The organism is Micromonospora sp. NPDC047740 (genome assembly GCF_043204735.1).
In the GTDB taxonomy this organism is placed as follows: domain Bacteria; phylum Actinomycetota; class Actinomycetes; order Mycobacteriales; family Micromonosporaceae; genus Micromonospora.
The window spans coordinates 783,255-805,092 of record NZ_JBIDCT010000001.1; the positions used below are offsets into that span (position 1 = coordinate 783,255).

The window sequence follows — 21,838 nt, forward strand, 5'->3', positions numbered from 1 at the left end:
CGGATCAGACCGAGCACGCCTCACTGCTCACGTCGACACGAGCCGGGTCGAACTACCGACTGTGGCGGGCGGCCCGGGCCCTTCGGGATCGCCGGCTGACGATAGAAGGGACTCTTGATGGCGCGACGAAAGCTGCGCCCGCGGGCGGTCGGCCTCACTGCCGTGGCCGCCGCGGTGACGCTGGCTCTTTCGCTAGGGGTTGCGGGACCGGCCGCGGCCAGCCCGGACGAGGTCGGGCCGGTCTTCGTCGACGGGCAGGCTCAGATCGTCCCGGAGTTTGCGAACTCCAGCAGCTGGATCCGGCAGCGGTTGTGGGTGGAGACCGAGTTTGACTCTGACGGCGACGGCAAGCTCGACCGCATGCACGTGGACGTCACCAGGCCGGCGCAGACCGAGCAGGGGTTGAAGGTCCCGGTTGTCTACGAGAGCAGCCCTTACTACGCCGGTACGGCGTCCAGCCAGTCGCAGTACTTCTGGAACGTGCGACACGAGCTCGGTGAGCAACCGCCGGCCCGGCTCTCACCGCCACTGATCGCCCACCAGCCGGGTCGGACCTCGGTGTCCACCAGCGAGGTCAGCACCTGGGTGCCGCGCGGGTTCGCCGTGGTCCACTCCGATTCTCCGGGTACCGGGCTGTCGCAGGGCTGCCCGACGGTCGGCGGACCCAACGAGTCGCTGGCGCCGAAGGCGGTGATCGACTGGTTGAACGGTCGCGCGAAGGGCTACACCAGTGTCACCGGGGATCAGGAGGTCTCGGCGACCGGTTGGGCGACCGGCAAGGTCGGCATGACCGGCACGTCGTACAACGGGACTCTGCCGCTCGCCGCCGCGACCACCGGAGTCGACGGTCTTGAGGCGATCATCCCGATCGCGCCGAACACCTCGTACTACCACTACTACCGCTCCAACGGGCTGGTCCGGAATCCCGGCGGTTGGGTCGGCGAGGACATCGACTACCTGTTCGACTACATCAACAGCGGCTATCCGGAGCGCCGGGCGTACTGCATCGACACGATCCGGGTCGGCGAGATGAACCGCAACCAGGACCGGGCGAACGGAGACTACAACGACTTCTGGGCCGGTCGGGACTATCTCCACGCCGTCGGGACCGTCAAGGCCGCCACCCTGATGGCGCACGGGTTCAACGACTGGAACGTGGTGCCTGAGCACAGCGTGCGGATCCTCGAGGCGCTGAAGGCGCAGGGGACGCCGGTGCAGGCGTACTACCACCAGGGCGGGCACGGCGGTGCCCCGCCGCTGGACATGCGCAACCGGTGGTTCACCCGCTACCTGTACGGCGTCCAGAACGGGGTCGAGAACGATGCCCGGGCCTGGGTGGTGCGTAACGAGACCGGTGCCAGCCAGCTCACCCCGTACGCGGACTACCCCAACCCGGCCGCGGCGCCTGTCACCCTGGTGCTGAAGCCGGGCGGTAACACCACCGGCGAGCTGACCTCGTTGGCTCGGCCCGGCAAGGGTGTGGAGTCGCTGGTTGATGCCGGCAACACCGCGTGCAATGCCGGCGCGCTGGCTACCACGGTGTCCGACCATCGGCTGCTCTACGTGACGCCGGAACTCACCGCGCCGGTGCACATCTCCGGTACGGCGCAGGTGACGCTCCGGATGAGCGCGAGCAAGCCGGCGGCCAACCTGTCGGTGGCGCTGGTGCGGCTGCCGTGGACCGGCGGATCGGGTTGCGAGTCGAGCACCCGGGGCACCACGACGAGCATCATCACCCGGGGCTGGGCGGACCCGCAGAACCGCCACTCGCTCACCCGGAGCGAGCCGCTCGTGCCCGGCGAGTTCGTCGACGTGACCGTACCGCTGCAGCCGGATGACCAGGTCATCCCGGCCGGCTACCGGATCGGCCTGATGGTCTTCTCCACCGACCACGAGTTCACGCTGCACCCGGCCCCGGGCACCGTGCTCAACGTCGACCTGGCCGCAACGGCCCTGCGGCTGCCCGTGGTCGGCGGCCCGCTGGCGATGCCGGTCTGCGCGAGCACCGACGCCCGGACGACGGTGGTGGTCGGCGGCGTCGACAGCGGTGTGTCCAACCACCCGCTGGCCGGCAACTGCACGATCAACGACCACCTCCTCGACGGGGAGCAGTGGTCGAACCACGGCCAGTTCGTGACCCACGTCAACCAGGTCGCGGACCAGCTGGTCGCGGCTGGGGTGGTCACCTCGGGGCAGCGCGGGTCCATCGTGTCGGCGGCCGCCCGGTCGCGCGTCGGCAAGTGACGAAGTAGCACGGAGGCTTCCGTGGGCGCCGCATGTAGACGTTGGACGGGCGGCGCCCACGGAAGTTCTGTCAGGTGTCCGGTGATTCTCGCTCGGTGCCGGAGGCAGCTTCCGGTGGCCGGAGGGAACGCCGGCGGATGAAGGTGAGGTGGAGAGCGAGTGAGACTGAAGGTCGCGACCCTCGCGGCGCTAGCCTTGGTGGCCGGCTTGCTGACCGGCGCCGGCCCGGCGAGCGGCGCTCCGGCGGACGGCCCGCCGATGCCATTGCCCAGCCCGAAGGTCCATCCGATTCAAGTCACCGGCCCGGCGGCCGAGCGGTTGAATCTGATCATCCTCGGCGACGGCTACCAGTGGGACCAGCAGGGGATTTTCCTGAAGGATGTGGACCGCAACCTGGCCATCATGTGGGCCACGGAGCCGTTCCGGACCTACCGCGACTACATCAACGTGTACGCGGTGGAGATCGCCTCGATCGACTACGGCGTCCGGTGCGACCCGGACGGCCGGGTACGCAACCCGGACGGCACGATCCGGGACACCGGCCAGCGTGAGGGCCCGATCGACGCCAAGAACACCGCGCTGCGCATGATCTACCAGAACGGCTGTAATGACCCGCTGTCGCGCGGCACCGTCTACGGTGGGGCTCCGGTGAACTGTCAGAACTACGCCGCCTACTACCCAGCGGGTGTGAACCCGTGCGAGACCGGGAACCAGGCGCACAACCGGATCATCGACAACTACGTCGCGCCGGTCCTGGGTATCCCGCGCACGGCGCAGAACCTGCAGACCCTGGCGATCTTCAACACGTTCACCTACGGCGGGATCGGCGGCACCCAGGCGACGACCTCGGGCGGCTCCCCGCAGGGCCCGCTGATCTCGCTGCACGAGATCGGCCACTCGCTCGGCACGTTGGTCGACGAGTACCCGTACTCCTCCCGTGACGTGGTGCGGCCCTGCTACACCGGCGGCGAGCCCAGCAGCTTCCACCACACCATCTACAGCGACCCCCAGAAGATGGTCGAGGACCAGAAGAAGTGGTGGCGCTGGGTCGGCGAGGAGAGCCTGTCCGGCGGCACGATCGGGACGCACGAGGGCGGCGGCATGTACCCGTGCGGCCAGCGCCGGCCGAGCGAGCACTCGATGATGCGCTGGATCGGGTTCGACTTCGACCAGATCGGCCTTGAGCACATGGTCGCCCGGGTGACCGGCATGCGGAACTCCGGGCAGATGAACGTCCGGCACACCCCGTTGGGCACGGTGGCCTCCGACAGCGTGCTGTGGGTCGAGCCCGGCCAGCCGCGCTACCACGAGCTGCAGGTCACGTGGCGCGTCGGCGGCCCGAACGGCACCGTGCTCGACACCCACAACAGCAGCAACCTCGACCTCGGCGAGCTGGACCTGCCCGCCGGGACGGTGGTGCACGTCGAGGTGCGGGATCCGGTGGGGCCGGACGGTGTCGACTGGGTCCGTAACCCGTCGACCAACAACACGGCCACCGATTCGGGCTACAACGGCGCGCGGTTCGTGCAGACCCGGCAGTGGACGGTGGGCGCCACCAAGGCCACGCTGTCGTCGCCCGCCGCGACCGTCACCGGCTCCACGCCGAACACCCAGCCGGTCGCCGGCGACGAGGTGGTCTACGTGCGGACCAACCACCCGGCCGACCGGATCCTCGACGTGGTCTGGTCGCTGGACGGCAAGACGCTGCCGAACCCGCACAACAGCCGCAACCTCGACCTCGGCGCGTTGAAGCTGGCGCCGGGCACCCACCAGCTGGCCGCCACGGTGACCGACCCGACGGATCCGGGTGGCGTCTCCGACCGGATCGAGTGGACCGTCGACAACGCGATGCCGACCGCGCCGCGTACCCTGTCGGAGCCGCTGACCCGGCTCGCCGGCAGCATGGAGCACCCGGTGTACTTCAACGGTTGGGACATGTGGCTGGACCCGCAGGACGACCACACCGGCTATGCCGAGGACCGCTACGTCGTCGGTCAGCTCCGGCTGGACAAGGACGGGTGGTTCAACTACTTCGGGTTCCCCGAGCAGCCGATGCCCGAGTCGCCGTTCCAGTTCCGTCACTCGGGCACGAACATCAAGGCCCTGACGTACGGCAACCTCGGTACCGGCGGCCTGTCAAAGGCGGCGTTCGAGCAGACCCTGCCCGACGACCACCCGGGCGGCGGGTTCGTGCCGGGGTTCGGCACGCACCTGGTCGAGCACCGGGCCATCGACGCGGCCGGCAACGTCGGCGAGCCGAGCGCCTACCGGGCCACGGTGCTGCCGGGCTCGTCGCCCGACTGCACGAGGACCCTGACCGGCCAGCAGCCACGGGTCGTGGTCAGCGAGGGGGTGACCTGCCTCAAGGGTGCTCAGGTGAACGGTGGGGTGTCGGTGCGTCCGGGCGCTTCGCTGGTGGTCAGTGACAGCTCGATCGACGGCGGGTTGACGGCGACCGGCGCTCAGGCGGTGCAGCTGTTCGGCAGCACGGTGAACGGCCTCGCCCGGATCACCGGAGCCACCCGGGACGTGACCGTCGCGGGCAGCACCTTCAACGGCTCGCTCACCCTGTCGGACAACGTCCAGATGACGGCCAACGACCGGTTCAGCCGGCTGGCCGGCGCCTACGGGCCGATCCTGGTCGGTAGCCGGGTCAACGGCCCGTTGAGCTGCACCGGCAACAGCGCGGCGGTGAAGGACTTCGGCGCGCCGAACACGGTGACCGGTGCCAAGGGCGGTGACTGCGCGGCTCTGTAGCGCGCCGTTGCTGCGGACAGGAACATCTGGTGGGCCGGCAGTCGCCGGCCCACCAGTCTCTTACCGTTGCTGCCCTGCGCTGGATCGACCGGCCGAGTGCAATGTTACTGGGGAGGCGTTCGGTGCCTCTTATGGCTATCTACCCGCTTTCGGGGCCGAGGCGCTCCGGCGAGCGGGGCCAGCCTGGGCGTCACGTCACCCCGCCCACGGCGATTCCCGGTCGGGGTTGCGGCGGCCAGCCTTCGCTTGGCGGGCCGCGCTCGGTTGCCCCCTCTATGCAGTGTTCGCGGCTGCGTCTAGGATCAGTGCAATGGCACACCTTACTGGGGGGCGTTGATGGCATCTGGGCGGCGCAGCCCCGAGCGCATCCGGCAGGAGAAGTGGGCCCGATGACCGTTACCGCGAGTTACACGATCCCCGGCATGCGGGTCCGCGATCACGTGACCGACGTGCCGCTGGACTGGTCCGACCCGGCGCGCGGCACCATCCAGCTCTTCGCCCGTGAGATCGTCGATCCGGTACGGGCCGGTGAGGATCTGCCGTGCCTGGTCTACCTGCAGGGCGGACCGGGCGGGAAGGGCCCCCGTCCGCTCGACCGGTCCGGCTGGCTCGGCCAGGCACTGCGCGACTACCGCGTCGTCCTGGTGGATCAGCGCGGCACCGGCCGCAGCACCCGCGTCGACGGTCGCCGGATGAGCGGGTTCGCGTCGGCCGAGGAGGCCGCCGGCTTTCTCGCGTGCTTCCGGGCCGACTCGATCGTCGCCGACCACGAGCACCTGCGGAAGACCGTCTTCGGCGGCCGGCGCTGGTCCACCGTCGGGCAGTCCTACGGCGGCTTCCTCACGCTGACCTACCTGTCGAAGGCCCCGGAAGGCCTGAGTGCCTGCTACGTCACCGGCGGACTGCCCGGTCTCGACCCGTCGGCGGCCGAGGTCTACCGGCGCACCTATCCCCGCGTCGAGGCGAAGAACCGGGCGTTCTACCGGCGCTACCCGCACCAGGTGGCACAGGTGAGCCGGATCGCCGACCGGCTGGCCGAGGGCGATGTGCTGCTGCCCGACGGCGACGTGCTCACGGTCCGGCGGTTGCAGTCGCTCGGCATCGACTTTGGTATGAAGCCCGGATACGAGCGCATGCACTGGCTGCTCGACGAGGCGTTCTCGGGGACCGAGCTGTCGACGACCTTTCTGCACCAGGTGCTGGCCAGGACCTCGTACAGCGAGAACCCCCTGTTCGCGGCCCTGCAGGAGAGCATCTACGGCCACGGCTCTGCCGCCACCGCCTGGGCGGCGCAGGCCGAACGGGTGCGGCACCCGCAGTTCGCCGAGGAAGCCAGGCCGCTGCTGTTCACCGGCGAGATGATCTATCCCTGGATGTTCGAGGAGATCGCCGAACTGCGCCCGTTCCGCGGCGCCGTCGAGCTGCTGGCCGCCCGAGCGCAGTGGCCGCAGCTCTACGACCTCGACCGGCTGGCCGGCAACGAGATCCCGGTGGCCGCCGCCGTCTACTACGACGACATGTACGTGGACGCCGGCCTGCAACTGGACACCGCGTCCCGGGTCGGCAACGTCCAGACCTGGGTCACCAACGAGTACGAGCACGACGGCATCGGCGACGACCGGGTCTTCACCCGGCTGACCGAGCTGGTCCGGGAACTGGGCGGAGGAGTCACCGAAGCGTACGGACCCGCGACCCGAGCCGACGGAGGACCGGGCCGGCCGGTCGGCCAGACAGGAGGAGTCGCAGTTGCGTGAAGGTAAGCCGCCGAAGCTGTCCGAGATCGCGGCGTTCGCGGAATACATGAACACCGGATGGGGCGTGCCGGACCGCACCCCGTCGGTCGTCCCCGGCGCCGCCGACGCAGCCGCCGCCCACCGGGCCCGGCTGGCCGAGGCGCTCCCGGGCCGGACGATCGTGCTGGCGGCGGGGGAGGCGCCCGTGCGCAGCAACGACACGACGTACGACTTCCGCCCGGACAGCGACTTCGTCTGGGTGACCGGCTGCGGGATCGAGCACGCCGTGGTGGTGCTGCGCGAAGGCGACGCCACGCTCTACCTGCCACCGCCCGCTGTCCCCGGCGACTCCGGGTTCTGGACCGACGCCCGTTACGGCGAGCTGTGGGTCGGGGCCGCTCCGGGACCGGCCGACTGGGCGCGAGCGCTGGGCGTCGAGGTCCGGCCGCTCGCGGAGCTCACCGAGGACGTGACCCGGGACGAGGAGGTGGGCCGGACCATCGCCGAACTGCGCATGTACAAGGACGAGTGGGAGATCGGGCAGCTCCGCGAGGCCGTGGACCGCACGGTCGAGGGCTTCGCCGCGGTCGTCCGCGAGATCCCCACCGCGATCGCCGGGCCCGGGGAGCGGTGGCTGCAGGGCACCTTCGACCGGTACGCCAGGGCGTACGGCAATGCCCCCGGCTACGCCACGATCGTCGGCAGTGGCCGCCACGCGCCCACGTTGCACTGGGTGCGCTGCGACGGCCCGGTGCTGCCCGACGAGGTGCTCCTGCTCGACATGGGCGTCGAGGCCAGGAGCTTCTACACCGCCGACGTCACCCGCACGTTCCCCGCCTCCGGCCAGTTCTCTCCCGCCCAGCGGCAGGTGCACGACCTGGTGGAACAGGCCCACCGGGCCGGGCTGGCGGCGGTCGGCCCCGGCCGCCGGTTCACCGATTTCCACCATGCAGCGATGGAGGTGATCGCGCGGGGACTGGCGGACTGGGGACTGCTGCCGGTCTCCGTGGACGAGGCGCTCTCCGACACCGGCCAGCACCACCGGCGCTATCTGGTGTGCGGCATCGGCCATCACCTGGGGCTGGACGTGCACGACTGCGGCCGGGCCGCGGCGGAGGCCTATCAGGACGCCGTCATGGCACCCGGCATGGTGCTCACCGTCGAGCCCGGCCTGTACTTCCACGCGCACGACCTGACCGTGCCTCCGGAGCTGCGCGGGATCGGCGTGCGCATCGAGGACGACCTCCTCGTCACGCCGGACGGCATGGAGGTGCTGTCCCGCGCGTTGCCGCTGGAGGCCGACGGTCTGGAGAAGTGGATGGCGGCTCAGATCATGTGAGATAGCGCGCTGTCAGACTTCTCGATCCGACCACCAAGGAGACCCCAATGACCACCCCTGCCAAGCCGTGGCGCGGCGTCAACGTCGCGACGGCACTGCCCTTCCATGACGACCTGTCCGTCGACTACGACTCGTTCGCCGAGCACGTGCGGTTCCTCGCCGCCGGCGGCTGCGACGGGGTGACGCCCAACGGCTCGCTCGGCGAATACCAGACGCTGACCCCGGAGGAACGGGCCCGCGTTGTCGAGGTGGCCGTCCAGGCCGCCCCCGCCGGCTTCGGTGTGATGCCCGGCGTCGCCGCCTACGGCGCGCTCGAGGCCCGCCGCTGGACCGAGCAGGCCGCCGCGGCCGGGGCCACCTCCGTCCTGCTGCTGCCGCCGAACGCCTACCGCGCCGACCGGGCGGCCGTCGTCGAGCACTACCGCGAGGTCGCCCGGGCCGGGCTGCCGGTCGTCGCCTACAACAACCCCATCGACACCAAGGTCGACCTCACTCCCTCGCTGCTCGCCGAACTGTTCCACGAGGGCCTGATCGTCGGCGTGAAGGAGTTCACCGGCGACGTCCGCAGGGCGTACGAGATCGCGGAGCTGGCACCTGGCCTGGACCTCCTGGTCGGTGCCGACGACGTGTTGCTCGAGTTGGGCCTCGCCGGAGCCGTCGGCTGGATCGCCGGCTATCCGAACGCGATCCCGGAGAGCACCGTGGAGCTCTACCGGCTGGCCACCTCGGGCGACCCCGCCGACATCGCCAAGGCGGTGCCGATCTACCGCGACCTGCATCCGCTGCTGCGCTGGGACTCCAAGACCGAGTTCGTCCAGTCGATCAAGCTGTCGATGGACGTCGCCGGCCGCAAGGGCGGGGTCTGCCGTCCGCCGCGACTGCCGCTTCCGTCCGAGCTGGCGGCCCGGATCACCGCCGACACCGAAGCCGTCCTGAGCAAGGGCTACCGATGAGGTCCCGCCGCACGTTCCATGCCGTCGACTCGCACACGGAGGGCATGCCCACCCGAGTCGTCGTCGGCGGCATGGGCACGATCCCCGGGGCGACCATGGCCGAGCGCAGGCTGTGGTTCATGGAGCACAGCGACGACATCCGCACCCTGCTGATGTACGAGCCGCGCGGCCACAGCGCGATGAGCGGAGCGATCCTGCAGCCGCCGACCCGTCCCGACGCCGACTACGGCGTGCTCTTCATCGAGGTCTCCGGGCTGCTGCCGATGTGCGGCCACGGCACCATCGGGGTGGCGACGGTGCTCGTCGAGACCGGGATGGTGCCCGTCGTCGAACCGGTGACCACGATCCGGCTCGACACCCCCGCCGGGCTCGTCGTCGCGTCCGTGGCGGTGCGCAACGGCGCGGCCGAGTCGGTCACCATCCAGAACGTCCCGTCGTTCTCGTACGCGCTGGACCGGAAGGTGCAGGTGCCGGGCTTCGGGAACGTCGGGTACGACATGGCCTTCGGCGGGAACTTCTACGCGATCGTCGAGCTGGCGGAGCTGGGGTTGCCCTTCGACCGGTCCCGCGCCGGTGACCTGCTGGCCGCCGGCTTGGCGATCATGGAGGCGGTGAACGAGCAGGACCCGCCGATCCACCCCGAACGCGACGACATCAGGGGCTGTCACCACGTCTATCTGAAGGCCCCCGGCTCCACCGCCTCGTTGTCCCGGCACGCCATGGCCATCCATCCCGGTTGGTTCGACCGTTCCCCCTGCGGCACGGGCACGAGCGCCCGGATGGCCCAGCTGCACGCGCGCGGCGAACTGGGCCTCGGTGCGGACTTCGTCAACGAGTCGTTCATCGGCACCCGCTTCACCGGCCGGCTGCTCGGCGAGACCACGGTCGGGTCGCTGCCCGCCGTGCTGCCCTCGATCACCGGGCGGGCGTGGGTCACCGCGACCTCGCAGTTCCACCTCGACCCCACCGACCCGTTCCCGGCGGGGTTCCTGCTGTGAGCCCCGCGCGCGTCCCGGATCTGCCCGGCGTCGGCCGCAGGGAGAATCTCCGCGACCGGATCAGGGAGGCCCTGCGCGCCGCGATCATCTCCGGCAAGCTCGAGCCCGGCGTGGTCTACTCGGCGCCCGCGCTGGGCGCGCAGCTCGGCGTCTCGCCCACCCCGGTACGGGAGGCGATGCTCGACCTGGTGAAGGGAGGCCTGGTCGTCCCCCACCCGAACAAGGGCTTCCGGATCACCGAGGTGTCCGAGGAGGACCTCGACAACCTGGCGGCCGTGCGGCTGCTCATCGAGCCGCCGACCGTGCGGGACGTGGTGGCGGTGATCCCGAAGGAGGACATCCCCGAACTCCGGACGCTCGCGCAGGCCATCGTCGACGCGGCGGAGCGGGGCGATCTGGTCGGCTACATCGAGGCCGACCACGTCTTCCACCTGACCCTGCTCGGCTACAGCCGCAACCGGTTCCTGGTCGACGTCGTCGCCGACCTGCGCTCGCAGACCCGGCTGCTCGGCCTGACCCCGCTGCTGGAGAGCGGCAGCCTGGGCCGCTCAGCCGCCGAGCACCACGAGATCCTGGACTTCATCGAAGCCCGCGACCCGTCCGGGGCCGAGTTGCTGATGCACCGGCACATCGGGCACGTGCGAGGTCTGTGGGCAGGTGGCGCCAAGGACGCCACATGACCAGCGCGGATCTTGTGGTGGTCGGGGCGGGGGTCGTGGGCGCTGCCAGCGCTTACTTCGCGTCGCTGGCCGGGGTGCGGGTGGTCGTCGTCGATCGCGGCGCGATCGCCGGGGGCACCTCCAGCGCCGGCGAGGGCAACGTGCTGGTGTCCGACAAGGAGGCCGGCCCCGAGCTCGACCTGGCGTTGTACTCGCAGCGGGTCTGGCGCGAGGAGCTCGCGGAACACGCCGACCTGTGGGAGTTCGAGGCCAAGGGCGGCCTGATCGTCGCGGCGTCGGAGCAGAGCGTCGCATCGCTGCGCGAACTCGCCGTCCGGCAGCGCCGGTGCGGTGTCGAGGTCCGCGACGTCGCGCGGACCGAGTTGCGCGACTACGAGCCGCACCTTTCCCCGGCGCTCGCCGGCGGCGCCTTCTATCCGCAGGACGCCCAGGTTCAGCCCATGCTGGTCGCGGCGCAGCTGCTGCGGCTGGCTCGCGAGCGAGGGGCACAGGTGCATACCCGCACCGAGGTGACGGCGTTCCTGCGCGACCGTACCCGGGTGACGGGCGTGCGGACCACCGGGGGCGACATCTCCGCCGGGGCGGTGCTCAACGCCGCCGGCACGTGGGCCGGCGGGGTCGCCGGCCTCGCCGGGGTGCGCGTCCCGGTGCTGCCCCGCCGAGGCTTCGTCCTGGTCACCCAGCCGATGCCGCCCCGCACGATCCGCCACAAGGTGTACGCCGCCGAGTACGTCGGCGACGTGGCCAGCTCCGACGCGGCCCTGCAGACCTCGCCCGTCGTCGAGGGGACCGCCAGCGGCACTATCCTCGTCGGCGCGTCGCGCGAGCGCGTCGGGTTCGACCGGACCGTTTCCGTCACCGCGATCAGCACGCTCGCGGCCAAGGCGATCGCGCTGTTTCCGATGCTTCGCGAGGTCCGCGCGATGCGCACCTACCTCGGCTTCCGCCCTTACTGCCCCGATCACCTGCCCGTCATCGGTCCCGACCCCCGCGTGCCCGGTCTCTGGCACGCGTGCGGCCACGAGGGCGCCGGCATCGGCCTGTCCGCCGGCACCGGCAGGCTGATCGCGCAGGCGCTCGTGGGGGAGCGGCCGGACCTGGACCTCACGCCGTTCGCCCCGGACCGATTCGCGGACGCCGAGGAGGAACCCCGATGACTCACCAGATGACCTTCCGCGGCGTCACCGTTGCGGCGGAGCCCGGCCAGAGCGTCGCCGCCGCGCTGGTCGCCGCCGGAATCCACGACTGGCGCACCACCCGTAAGGGCGGCCGGCGGCGAGGACTGTTCTGCGGCATCGGCGTCTGCTTCGACTGCCTGATCACCGTCGACGGCGTCCCCGACCAGCGCGCCTGCCTGGTCGCCGCCGCCGAGGGCATGACCCTCGGCGACGAAGGCGAGGCCGGCGCCGACCGCGAGGACGACGGAGACCGGAGGAACGCCGATGCCGCAGGTGCCTGACGTCGCCGTGGTCGGCGCGGGCCCGGCCGGCCTCGCCGCCGCCGTCGAGGCCGCCGAGGCCGGGCTCGGCGTCGCCCTGATCGACACCGCCGGGCAGCCCGGCGGGCAGTACTGGCGGCACTACGACGAGAAGCATGCCCGCCCCGACGATTCCGCCGGCCATCACGGCTGGGCGGTCTTCACCCGGCTGCGGGACCGCATGTACGCCCTCCGGGCCGCCGGCCGGATCCGCTACCTCCCCAGCCACCAGGTCTGGCTCGTCACCCGCGACGACAGCGGCGCGTTCACCCTCCGGATGACGGCCACCACCGCCACGGCCGGCGGGACGGACCGCACACTCGTCACGCGGGCACTGATCCTGTGCGCCGGGGGATACGACCGGCAGCTGCCCATCCCCGGCTGGGACCTGCCCGGCGTGATGACCGCGGGCGGGGTGCAGGCCCTGCTCAAGGGGCACCGCACCACGGCGGGACGGCGAGCTGTCGTCGCCGGCACCGGCCCGTTCCTGCTTCCGGTGGCCACCGGCCTCGCGCGGGCCGGGGTGACCGTCGCGGCCGTCGTCGAGGCCAACGCCACGCTCGGTTGGCTGCGCGACCCGGTCGGCGCGATCTCCGCGCCGGGCAAGGGCGTCGAGGCACTGCAGTACGCGGCACTCATGGCCCGACACCGCATCCCGTACAAGACCAGAACGGTGATCCGGGAGATCCTCGGAAGTGACCGGGTCGAGGCGGTCCGGCTCGCCAGGGTGGACCGTGACGGCCGCCCGACCGGCCCGGACGAGGAGCTGCCCGCCGACGTCGTGGCCCTCGGCTGGGGCTTCACCCCGTCGCTCGAGCTGCCGCTCATGCTCGGCGCGCAGACGGGGAAGGACGTCGACGGATCTCTCGTCGTGGTCGTTGACGACCGCCAGCGCAGCAGCGTTGAAGGGCTGTACGTCGCCGGCGAGGCGACCGGCGTGGGCGGCGCGGCCCTGGCTGTCCAGGAAGGACGGTTGAGTGCGTTGGCTCTCGCCGACGCACTGGGCCGTTCGGCCGATCCGGCCGCGATAAGGCGACTCGGCCGCGCCGTCCGGCGCGGGCGCCGCTTCGCCATTGCCATGCACCGGACCTATCCGGTGCCGCCCGCGTGGCCGCAGTGGCTGTCGGAGACGACCCCGGTCTGCCGCTGCGAGGAGGTCTCGTACGGTGACCTGCGGCGGGCGCACGACGACCTCGGCGCGGAGGACGCGCGCACCTTGAAGATGCTCGCCCGGCCGGGGATGGGCTGGTGCCAGGGGCGGGTGTGCGGCTTCGCCACGGCCGGGATCGCGGCCTGCCTGAGCAGGCGCGAGACCACGTCCGAGGACCTGCGCAGCCTGGCCACGCGCAGCCTCGCCGTACCGGTGCCCCTGGGCGAGCTCGCCGCCCTGACCGAAGACACGAGGCCCATCGAGGCGGCCGGAGAACCGACGGAACAGAGAGGACGAGACGGTGAGTGACGTGCTGAGCATCGACCCGCGTACCGGAGCCCCGCGAGGACGCGCGGCGACCGAGTCGACGGCGGAGGACGTGGACGAGGCGGTGCGGGCCGCTGCCGCTGCCGCCCCGGCACTCAGGGACCGCGCCGCGCGGGCCGACCTGCTACGCACAGCGGCCGCGCTCCTGGAGAAGAACGGTGAGGAGATCATCGCGGCCGCCGATGCGGAGTCGGCGCTCGGCCGGGTACGGCTCACCGGCGAGCTCGCCCGCACCTGCTACCAGCTCCGCGCGTTCGGGGACGTGGTCGAGGAGGGCGGCTACCTGGACGTGATCATCGACCACGCCGACCCGCAGGCCGCGCCCGCGCCCCGCCCCGACCTGCGGCGCTACAAGGTGCCGTTGGGCGTGGTCGCGGTCTTCGCGGCGAGCAACTTCCCGCTGGCCTTCAGCGTGCCGGGCGGCGACACCGCGAGTGCGCTGGCCGCGGGATGCCCGGTCGTGGTCAAGGCGCACCCGGACCATCCGGCCACCTCCGTCCTGTGTGCCCAGATCCTCCGCTCCGCGGCGGCCGAGGTCGGGCTGCCCGAGGACGTTGTCCGCCTGGTCCACGGTTTCGACGCGGGCCCGGAACTCGTCCGCCACCCACTGACCGCGGCCGTCGGGTTCACCGGCTCGGTGCGCGGCGGCCGCGCGTTGTTCGACATCGCGTCCTCCCGGCCGCGGCCGATCCCGTTCCACGGCGAGTTGGGCAGCCTCAACCCGGTCGTGGTGACCACGCGGGCGGCCGAGACCAGAGCGGACGAGATCGGAGCGGGGCTTGCCGCCTCGTACACCCAGGGTCTGGGCCAGTTCTGTGTCAAGCCGGGCCTCGTCCTGCTCCCGGCGGGACCGGCGGGCGACGCGGTCATCCGGGCGGTCGTCGCGGCGGCGGTCCCGTCCGGGCCGCTGCTCGACCCGCGCATGCGTGAGGCGTTCCTCGCCGGAGTCCGCTCCCGCGCGGCGCTCCCAGGCGTCGCGGAGCCGCTCGGGGCGGGGGAGGCCGGCGACGACGAGACGCCTCTGGCGGTCCGGCCGGGGTTGCTGACCGTCGCGGCGTCGCGGCTCGCCGAGGGCGGGCCGTACCGGGAACTGCTGGAGGAGTGCTTCGGGCCGGTGACCGTGCTGGTCCGCTACGGCTCGACGGTCGAGCGGGACGCGGTGCTCGGCGCCCTGCCGGGCAACCTCACCGCGACCGTGCACCTGGCCGCCGACGAGCGGGACGCCGGGGCGGCGGAACTGGTCGCCGGGCTGAGCGGGATCGCGGGGCGGGTCGTCGTGGACGGCTGGCCCACCGGGGTGACGGTCGCCCCCGCCATGCAGCACGGCGGTCCGTACCCCGCCTCCACCAGCGGCTCGACCTCGGTGGGAAGCACTGCGATCGAGCGCTGGCTGCGCCCGGTCTGCTACCAGAACACTCCGGACCCGCTGCTCCCACCGGAGCTGCGCGAGGCCAACCCGCTCGGCCTTCCCCGCCTGGTCGACGGGATCCGTACGACCTCGTAGCGGCTCGGGTGCGGGCGCGGTGGGCCGCAGGTTCGCGTGATGATGAGGAGAGCTAGTCGCCGGAGGGCGGAGTGAACGTGGCAGGTGACGACGACATCTCCGGGTGAGATCCCGGATCGGCCGCGGGCGGGCGCGTGATCGCGCCCGTCGCCGCGGCCATCTCGTCGTCCCCTGTTCCCGCCGGGCGTCCGCCGTGTGTGCTCCCGGGAGCACCTGCAAAGGAAAGACGATGCCGTGGGCGCCGGTGTCGAGGTAGGCCAGCCAGCAGGGCTGGTCGAGGGTGTGGGTGATGCCGCTATGTCGAGTCGCAGGATCCGCGTGACGAGATCTAGGATCGCGCCATGGGGGCGGTGTTGCGTCGAAGTGCCCTGGTGGTCGAGGTCCCGGAGGCCGAAGCGGCGGTGGGGTGCCACCGTGATGTCCTCGACGCCAGCGCCCGGTTAGGAGTCCCGGCGCACATCACCGTGCTGTTTCCGTTTGTGCCTCCAGCTCAGATCGACGCGATGGTCGTAGCTGAGCTGCAACGGATCTTCGCCGGTACGGCCGCGTTCGACTTCCGGCTGACCCGTACCGCATGGTTTGGCGACGAGGTCCTGTGGCTCGCGCCGGAGGATTCCCAGCCGTTCCGGATGCTCACCGGGCTCGTGCATGCGGCCTTCCCGGCTTTCCCGCCGTACGAGGGGCAGTTTGACGACGTCGTTCCGCACCTGACGGTGGCTGATGGCTGCGACCTGGCGGACATGCAAGCTGCAGAACGGGCTGTCGAGCAGCATCTGCCACTCCGGGGACTTGCCCGGAGGGTGTCGCTCCTGGCTCAGATCGATGACAGCGGCACGTGGACCAGACATACCAGCTTCCCGTTGGCCGAGCCAGGCAGGAGTTGAAGGTCCTTGCATGCCGCTCGGCCCGGTCCCGCCCGGTCCCGACCGGCATACCGCTCATCCACCGCCGGAACACCCAGGACGGCGGCACGGTGGGCGGCCCGGTCTCGCCGAGGAACTGCCGGACCACCGCCGCCGGCTCTCCGGCGTAAAGCCGGTCGGACTGTGACCGCCACCCCGGAGGTGACCGCTGTCGACGTCGAGCACGGCGACGGCACCCGGGTGAGCGCCGACCGGGTCGACCCGGCCACCGTGACCCTCGACTTCGGCTGGTGGTTCCCCGGCGCGCTGCTGCCCGACTGGACCGACCCGCAGACCCGGCAGTGGTGGCAGGACAAGCGCCGCTACCTGGTCGAGGACCTCGGTGTCGACGGCTTCAAGACCGACGGCGGCACGCCGAGCTCTACCTGCGCTCGGCCGCCACCGCGTGTTTCGCCCCGCTGATGCAGTACCACTCGGAGTTCAACCACCACCGCGAGCCGTCGGTGGACCGCACGCCGTGGAACATCGCCGAGCGGACCGGCGAGCCGCGCGTGCTGGAGGTGTTCCGGCGCTTCGCCCGGCTGCGCGAGGACCTCGTGCCCTACCTGGTGGAGCAGGCGGAACGGTCGGTACGGACCGGCAAGCCGCTGATGCGGCCACTGTTCTTCGATCACCCCGGCGACGAGCGGGTGTGGAACTGGCCGCAGCAGTGGCACCTCGGCGGCGACCTGCTGGTGTCACCGGTACCGAGCCGGGCGTGACGACCTGGCCGGTGTGGCTGCCGGCGGGGGAGTGGGAGGACTTCTTCACCGGCGAGCGGCACGTGGGTCCGGTCGAGGTGCACCGGAGCGATCGGGTGGCTGTCAGTGGCAGTTGTTGGTGCCCCGGTCGGCGTAGCTCTTACCGGCCTCCGGCACGAACTCCCAGTCGTAGCTGTTGGTGTGCAGGGTGAACTTGAGCACCCCGTAGGTGTCGCTGTTGCGCGCCTCGCTGTTCGGCTGGATGGTGCCGAAGCCGTAGTGGCCGGCGCCGCCCATGCCGGCGACGAACGCCCGGATGCCGCGGGCGTTGTCCAGGCCGCCGCTGGGGTTCTGCGGGGCGAACCGCTCGTACTGGTGGTTGTGCCCCCACACCACGACGTCGGCGTTGTGGTCGTACAGCGCCTGGTAGAGCGGCCGGGTCGAGGTGGACGGGCCGTGGTTGGCGCCCGAGGTGAACAGCGGGTGGTGCCAGTACGCGAGGGTGCACGGCTTCGTGCTGGCCGTCAGGTCCGCCCGCAGCCATTGCTCCTGTGCGGAGCCGGCGGACATGCTGACGTTGGAGTTCAGCGACACCACGTGCCAGTTGCCCACGTCGTAGGAGTAGTAGCCCCGCCCGGACGGGCCGGCGTTGGTGCCGAAGTAGCCGTAGTAGCCGGTGGCGCCGGCGGTGTTGTAGTCGTGGTTGCCCGGCGAGGGACGGGTGCGGGCCTTGTGCCGGCCCCAGGTCGGCTCGTAGTAGGTGTTGAACTCGGCTGCCGTGCCGTTGGTGTAGACGTTGTCGCCGGTGGTGAAGACGCTTCCGGAGATGTTGTCCAGCAGGGCGGCGGTGGCGGTGTCTCCCGAGCCGGAATCCGCGATGTCGCCCGCGCCCACCAGCACCGGGTCGCTGCTCGACGTGCCGGTGGTCACGACCAACTGGGGTGCCGTGCTGCCGGACTCGCGGGAGTCGTAGTCGGCGCCGTCGCTGTTCGACGAGGTCACGCCGATGCTGACGGTGCCGTTGCCGGTGACCAGCCGGGTCACGTCCACCTCGTACCACGTGTTCCGGGCGACGCTGCCGAGGGAACCGAGGGTCACCCCGTCGATGGCGGGCTGGTTGCTCCAGGTGACCCCGGTCTCCGACCAGGTGGTGTTGGTCATGGCCTTGAAGGTGCCGCCGCTGGGGCTCTCGGCACCTGCCACGTCGTCGGTGTGGATGCGGAGCCGGGCGCTGCTCACCGGCGCGGTCAGGCCGTTGACCGAGAAGCGCAGGAACATCCGCTTGATCGGCGAGTTGTCGATGCCGAGCTGCGACCTCGTGCCGTAGTTGGTCGAGGTGGCGCTGTTGTCCACATAGGTGTCGGCGGCGGAGGTGAAGGTGGTGGTGGCGGCCATTGCCGGGCCGGCCACGGTCACCACCGCCCCGGTGGTGACTGTGGTCAGCGCGGCCATCGTTGCGACGGCCGTGGCAAGCCGGATTCGGCGGGTACCCATGGTGATCCCTTCTCCCCGGGGCGGCTGTCCCGGGACCAGTGATCGACGAATGTAAGGATCCGCCGAAACGGCAGGGGCACGGCCGGGTGAACGGTGAGCATGCCGAGGGTTAGCTCTTTCGTCCGGGCGCCGGACATGCCGCCGGCGTTTGCCGGGTGCGTTGTTAGGGAGGGACGGCTCCGGCTCCGTGCCAAGGGCCACCGCCCACTTGTTCGATTGAAGGAAACTTCCGCTCGATCTCTTGCGCGTGTCAGTGCTTGCCGCCGACAGTCTGGATCACCACCGGCCTTCGACATCCGTCGATGCGCTCTCCCGGTGGGCAGCTGAGGAGGAAGCATGGCACCCGTCGCCCCCCGCCACAGAAGCCGCCTCGTCACACTCGCGGTCGCCGTCCTCGCCGGCTTGGCGCCGGCCGTGCTGTGGGCGCTGCCCGCGCAGGCGGCTGCGCCGCTCTACACCGCCCTCGGCGACTCGTACGCCTCCGGCGTCGGCACCCGCTCGTACTACTCCGACGGCACCAGTTGCTCCCGCTCGCCGTACGCCTACCCGGTCCTCGACGCGAACCAGATCGGCGCCAGCCTCACATTCGCCGCCTGCTCCGGCGCGAAGGTCGCCGACGTGTCCAACAACCAGCTCGCCAGCCTCAGCTCGTCGACCAGCTACGTCACGCTGACCGTCGGCGGCAACGACGCCGGGTTCTCCTCCGTCATCACGCAGTGCGCCAAGCCTTGGCCGTACACCTGCTGGGGTGACATCGACAACGCCAACACCTACATCCGGAACACCCTGCCCGGCACCCTGGACGCGCTCTACAACAAGATCCGCTCAAAGGCACCGTCCGCCCGGGTGGTGATCGTCGGGTATCCGCGCCTGTTCAACGAGAGCGACTGCCAGTCGCTGTCCCGGATCAGCCCGGGGGAGCAGGCGGCGCTGAACGACACCGCCGATCTGCTGAACGAGACGATCAAGGCCCGGGCCGTCGCGCACTCGTTCCCGTTCGTGGACCCCCGAGCCGCCTTCACCGGGCACGCCGTCTGCGACGCCGTCGAGTGGATCAACGGCCTGTCGAACCCTGTCTCGGAGTCGTACCACCCGAACCGCACCGGCCAGTCGGGCGGATACGCGCCGCTGGTAAAGAGCGCCATGGTCGGCACCACGACGGCGGCCGCCGGCAAGGCGTAGCCACCGCCGGCCGGTGCAGGCGGTGCCAAGGGCAGCGCGGCGCCGCGGGTTCGCCTAGGGTGGTCGGGCGGGATCGGTGATCACGTCCCGCGCCGGCCATCTGCCGGTGGCCGCCGACGGTTCACGTTGGACGGGAGTAGAGGCGTGGCGAGCAGGGTGAATCGTAGGACCGTGCTGGGCGTCGGCACCATGGCCACCGCCGGTGCGGTCCTCGGGCTGGCTAGCCCGGCCGCGGGGGCGCCGCGCGATGCGTTCACTTCGCACGGCGGAGAAGGCGGATCCCCGGTGAACCAGGTGGCGGCTGCCTACCAGCGGGAGCGGACCCGGGCCGGCGGAAACTGGTACTCGTACCTCAGTGTCGCCGGTGTCGGCGGCGCGCCCCGGGTCGCGGTGCAGGAGAACGCCGACGCGGTGGTAGAGGCCTACAGCGTCAACAAGGTCGCGGTGGCCGTGGCGGTACTGGACAAGGTCGATCGGGGCCGGCTCACGCTGGACCAGCGGGTGGAGGTCACGGCGGCGATCGTGGTGCCGGGCGGTGACGGCATCTTCGGCCTCGACACGGGATACCCCAGCTCGGTGACCCTGGGTCATGCGCTCGCCGCGCTGCTGACGGTCTCGGACGACACCGCCGTGCGGCTCTGTGGGCTGGTCTGCCCGGCCGCCGAGCTCAACCAGATCCTGATCGCCAAGGGGTTCCCCCACACGCAGGTTCAACCGGTCGCCAACCCGAACCGGTTCTTCCTCGGCACCAGCACCGCTCGTGAGACGCACGATCTGCTGCAGGCGCTGGTCGCCGGCACGCTGCTCTCGCCCGCCTCGACCACCTTCCTGATCAACCTGCTGCGTTCCCCGATCGCCTTCACCGACGGGATCCGGCGCACCATGTCCTCGGCGGAGCGGGCCCGGGTGGCCACGAAGGCGGGCTGGTTCGCCGACGCCCGCCACGAGGCGGGGATCGTCTTCGACGCGGCCGGCGCCCCAGTGCTGACCTACGTGCTGTTCGCCGACGGGCAGGCGGATTCCGACAACTTCGGCGCCACCCATCCGGCGGTGCAGGCCCGGGCAGCGATGGGCCCGAAGTTCCTGACGGCGGTCAGTGGGGTGACCTATCCGGCCGCACCCGCCCGCCGACCGCGTACCTACCGGCCGACCAACGGCGGCTGACCCGGCCCGGCCCGGTGCAGCCGCACCGCCCGGTAAGGGCTCGCCCGGTGTGGCTCAGGCCAGCTCGCGGTCGAGCACGGTGGGGGAGAGGACATGTTGGACGACCATCGCCGCGGCGCCGACCACGCCCGCGTTCGCGCCGGCCTGTGAGGTGACGATGCGCAGGCGCTCGGTGGCCAGCGGCAGCGAACGGCGGTAGATCGACTCCCGGACGCCCGCCAGCAGCATCTCGCCGGCCTGTGCGACCGCCCCGCCGATCACGATCAGCGACGGGTTGAACAGGCTGACGCCGGCGGCCAGCACCTCGCCGATGTCCCGGCCGGCCTGCCGTACGGCTTGGCCGGCGATCGGGCTGCCGGCCTGCACGAGGGCCACGACGTCGGCGTTGTTCGTCGCGTCGAGCCCGGCGGCGCGGAGCTTCGCGGCGATGGCGGGGCCGCTGGCCACGGCCTCCAGGCACCCGCTGTTGCCGCAGCGGCACTGCACGTCGTCCGCGTGTGGGGCCAGGATGTGTCCGAGGTCGCCGGCCGCGCCGACGTCGCCGCGGTGCAGTTGGCCGTTGCTGATGAGGCCGGAGCCGATGCCGGTCGCGACCTTGACGAAGACCATGTGCGCCTCGTCCGGGAAGCAGCGGACGTGCTCCCCGAGCGCCATCAGGTTGACCTCGTTGTCCACCAGGACCGGCACGGCGAAGTCGACCGCGATCCGCGCGGGCACGTCGTATCCGTTCCATCCGGGCATGATCGGCGGGTGGGTCGGCTTGCCGGTCGAGTGCTCGACCGGGCCGGGCAGTCCGATGCCGACGCCGGCGATGGGGGCGGTGGGGTCGTGGTTGGCGCACAGCCGTCGCCAGGTGTCGATGAGCAGGCTGAGCACCGCGTCGGGCCCGTCGGCGATGTCCAGGGTGAGCCTCTCGACGGCCAGCGGCTCACCGGTCAGGTCGGCGATGGCGACGGTGGCGTGGGTGGCCCCGACGTCGGCTGCCAGCACCGCCCGGGCGCGGGCGTTGAACACGAACCTGCTGGCGGGCCGGCCGCCGGTGACGGCGTCGCTGCCCCAGTCGGTCACCAGTCCGGCATCCGTGAGCGCGTCGAGGCGCAGGCGCACGGTCGACCGGGCGAGTCCGGTTTCGGTTGCCAGCTCGGCTCGGGTGCGTGCCTGCCCGTCGCGCAGCAGCTGAAGCAACTCGCCGGGCGATGTCGGGGCTGCGCTGTGCCCATTGTTCATCCCCCA

The 21,838-nt window shown here is 71.4% G+C and carries 18 protein-coding genes; 16 read left to right on the forward strand and 2 right to left on the reverse strand.

What is annotated here, in order from left to right; all coding sequences use genetic code 11:
- Positions 1-117: 117 nt before the first annotated feature.
- The 14 genes from ACGF4F_RS03265 to ACGF4F_RS03330 all read left to right on the forward strand — a co-directional run bounded on the left by ACGF4F_RS03265 (position 118) and on the right by ACGF4F_RS03330 (position 16,786).
- Entirely contained in the window at positions 118-2,244 is a 2,127-nt protein-coding gene (locus ACGF4F_RS03265; protein ID WP_393074411.1) for a Xaa-Pro dipeptidyl-peptidase, read from the forward strand.
- Between the two features lie 159 nt (positions 2,245-2,403).
- The gene (locus ACGF4F_RS03270) at positions 2,404-5,001 is read left to right on the forward strand and encodes a M64 family metallopeptidase (protein WP_393074414.1); all 2,598 of its coding nucleotides are present in this window, start codon (positions 2,404-2,406) and stop codon (positions 4,999-5,001) included.
- 389 nt (positions 5,002-5,390) lie between these two features.
- Positions 5,391-6,755: an alpha/beta fold hydrolase gene (locus ACGF4F_RS03275; protein WP_393074417.1), complete on the forward strand. Its 1,365-nt coding sequence runs from the start codon at positions 5,391-5,393 to the stop codon at positions 6,753-6,755.
- Complete coding sequence (locus ACGF4F_RS03280; protein ID WP_393074420.1) at positions 6,748-8,073, forward strand: aminopeptidase P family protein; 1,326 nt, start codon at positions 6,748-6,750, stop codon at positions 8,071-8,073. Before ACGF4F_RS03275 ends, ACGF4F_RS03280 begins: the two co-directional genes overlap by 8 nt.
- 47 nt (positions 8,074-8,120) lie before the next feature.
- Positions 8,121-9,026, forward strand: a complete 906-nt coding sequence (locus tag ACGF4F_RS03285) for a dihydrodipicolinate synthase family protein (RefSeq protein ID WP_393074423.1) — start codon at positions 8,121-8,123, stop codon at positions 9,024-9,026.
- Positions 9,023-10,024: a proline racemase family protein gene (locus tag ACGF4F_RS03290; RefSeq protein ID WP_393074426.1), complete on the forward strand. Its 1,002-nt coding sequence runs from the start codon at positions 9,023-9,025 to the stop codon at positions 10,022-10,024. The genes ACGF4F_RS03285 and ACGF4F_RS03290 overlap by 4 nt, the downstream gene beginning before the upstream one ends.
- Positions 10,021-10,704, forward strand: a complete 684-nt coding sequence (locus ACGF4F_RS03295; protein ID WP_393074429.1) for a GntR family transcriptional regulator — start codon at positions 10,021-10,023, stop codon at positions 10,702-10,704. The genes ACGF4F_RS03290 and ACGF4F_RS03295 overlap by 4 nt, the downstream gene beginning before the upstream one ends.
- Positions 10,701-11,861: an NAD(P)/FAD-dependent oxidoreductase gene (locus ACGF4F_RS03300; protein ID WP_393074432.1), complete on the forward strand. Its 1,161-nt coding sequence runs from the start codon at positions 10,701-10,703 to the stop codon at positions 11,859-11,861. The genes ACGF4F_RS03295 and ACGF4F_RS03300 overlap by 4 nt, the downstream gene beginning before the upstream one ends.
- Positions 11,858-12,163, forward strand: a complete 306-nt coding sequence (locus tag ACGF4F_RS03305; protein WP_357436062.1) for a (2Fe-2S)-binding protein — start codon at positions 11,858-11,860, stop codon at positions 12,161-12,163. Before ACGF4F_RS03300 ends, ACGF4F_RS03305 begins: the two co-directional genes overlap by 4 nt.
- Positions 12,147-13,640: an NAD(P)/FAD-dependent oxidoreductase gene (locus tag ACGF4F_RS03310; protein WP_393074434.1), complete on the forward strand. Its 1,494-nt coding sequence runs from the start codon at positions 12,147-12,149 to the stop codon at positions 13,638-13,640. The genes ACGF4F_RS03305 and ACGF4F_RS03310 overlap by 17 nt, the downstream gene beginning before the upstream one ends.
- A complete protein-coding gene (locus tag ACGF4F_RS03315) occupies positions 13,633-15,162 on the forward strand; it encodes an aldehyde dehydrogenase (NADP(+)) (RefSeq protein ID WP_357436064.1) in 1,530 nt (509 codons plus the stop codon). The genes ACGF4F_RS03310 and ACGF4F_RS03315 overlap by 8 nt, the downstream gene beginning before the upstream one ends.
- A 341-nt stretch (positions 15,163-15,503) precedes the next feature.
- Positions 15,504-16,046 (forward strand): 2'-5' RNA ligase family protein, encoded by a 543-nt coding sequence (locus ACGF4F_RS03320; RefSeq protein ID WP_357436066.1) that lies wholly within the window; start codon positions 15,504-15,506, stop codon positions 16,044-16,046.
- Positions 16,047-16,208: 162 nt separating this feature from the next.
- On the forward strand, positions 16,209-16,487 hold the full coding sequence (locus tag ACGF4F_RS03325) for a TIM-barrel domain-containing protein (RefSeq protein ID WP_357436067.1): 279 nt from the start codon (positions 16,209-16,211) through the stop codon (positions 16,485-16,487).
- Entirely contained in the window at positions 16,487-16,786 is a 300-nt protein-coding gene (locus tag ACGF4F_RS03330) for a hypothetical protein (protein ID WP_357436068.1), read from the forward strand. The genes ACGF4F_RS03325 and ACGF4F_RS03330 overlap by 1 nt, the downstream gene beginning before the upstream one ends.
- A gap of 102 nt (positions 16,787-16,888) precedes the next feature.
- Here the strand turns inward: ACGF4F_RS03330 and ACGF4F_RS03335 are convergent, their stop codons facing one another.
- A complete protein-coding gene (locus ACGF4F_RS03335) occupies positions 16,889-18,259 on the reverse strand; it encodes a DNRLRE domain-containing protein (protein ID WP_357436070.1) in 1,371 nt (456 codons plus the stop codon).
- Between the two features lie 336 nt (positions 18,260-18,595).
- On the opposite strand from ACGF4F_RS03335, the gene ACGF4F_RS03340 reads away from it, so the two are divergent.
- Entirely contained in the window at positions 18,596-19,441 is an 846-nt protein-coding gene (locus tag ACGF4F_RS03340; RefSeq protein WP_357436072.1) for an SGNH/GDSL hydrolase family protein, read from the forward strand.
- Positions 19,442-19,597: 156 nt separating this feature from the next.
- Positions 19,598-20,605 carry a serine hydrolase gene (locus ACGF4F_RS03345; RefSeq protein ID WP_393074441.1) on the forward strand — a complete coding sequence of 336 codons (1,008 nt, stop codon included), beginning with the start codon at positions 19,598-19,600 and terminating at the stop codon, positions 20,603-20,605.
- 54 nt (positions 20,606-20,659) lie between these two features.
- Here the strand turns inward: ACGF4F_RS03345 and ACGF4F_RS03350 are convergent, their stop codons facing one another.
- The gene (locus tag ACGF4F_RS03350; protein WP_357436076.1) at positions 20,660-21,832 is read right to left on the reverse strand and encodes an ROK family transcriptional regulator; all 1,173 of its coding nucleotides are present in this window, start codon (positions 21,830-21,832) and stop codon (positions 20,660-20,662) included.
- Positions 21,833-21,838: the final 6 nt, after the last annotated feature.

Excerpts from the sequence above, each read along its gene's own strand:
- ACGF4F_RS03265 (WP_393074411.1), top strand. The coding sequence starts at position 118 with ATGGCGCGACGAAAGCTGCGCCCGCGGGCGGTCGGCCTCACTGCCGTG.
- ACGF4F_RS03275 (WP_393074417.1), top strand. The coding sequence starts at position 5,391 with ATGACCGTTACCGCGAGTTACACGATCCCCGGCATGCGGGTCCGCGAT.
- ACGF4F_RS03285 (WP_393074423.1), top strand. The coding sequence starts at position 8,121 with ATGACCACCCCTGCCAAGCCGTGGCGCGGCGTCAACGTCGCGACGGCA.
- ACGF4F_RS03290 (WP_393074426.1), top strand. The coding sequence starts at position 9,023 with ATGAGGTCCCGCCGCACGTTCCATGCCGTCGACTCGCACACGGAGGGC.
- ACGF4F_RS03300 (WP_393074432.1), top strand. The coding sequence starts at position 10,701 with ATGACCAGCGCGGATCTTGTGGTGGTCGGGGCGGGGGTCGTGGGCGCT.
- ACGF4F_RS03305 (WP_357436062.1), top strand. The coding sequence starts at position 11,858 with ATGACTCACCAGATGACCTTCCGCGGCGTCACCGTTGCGGCGGAGCCC.
- ACGF4F_RS03310 (WP_393074434.1), top strand. The coding sequence starts at position 12,147 with ATGCCGCAGGTGCCTGACGTCGCCGTGGTCGGCGCGGGCCCGGCCGGC.
- ACGF4F_RS03320 (WP_357436066.1), top strand. The coding sequence starts at position 15,504 with ATGGGGGCGGTGTTGCGTCGAAGTGCCCTGGTGGTCGAGGTCCCGGAG.
- ACGF4F_RS03330 (WP_357436068.1), top strand. The coding sequence starts at position 16,487 with ATGCAGTACCACTCGGAGTTCAACCACCACCGCGAGCCGTCGGTGGAC.
- ACGF4F_RS03335 (WP_357436070.1), bottom strand. The coding sequence starts at position 18,259 with ATGGGTACCCGCCGAATCCGGCTTGCCACGGCCGTCGCAACGATGGCC.
- ACGF4F_RS03340 (WP_357436072.1), top strand. The coding sequence starts at position 18,596 with ATGGCACCCGTCGCCCCCCGCCACAGAAGCCGCCTCGTCACACTCGCG.
- ACGF4F_RS03350 (WP_357436076.1), bottom strand. The coding sequence starts at position 21,832 with ATGAACAATGGGCACAGCGCAGCCCCGACATCGCCCGGCGAGTTGCTT.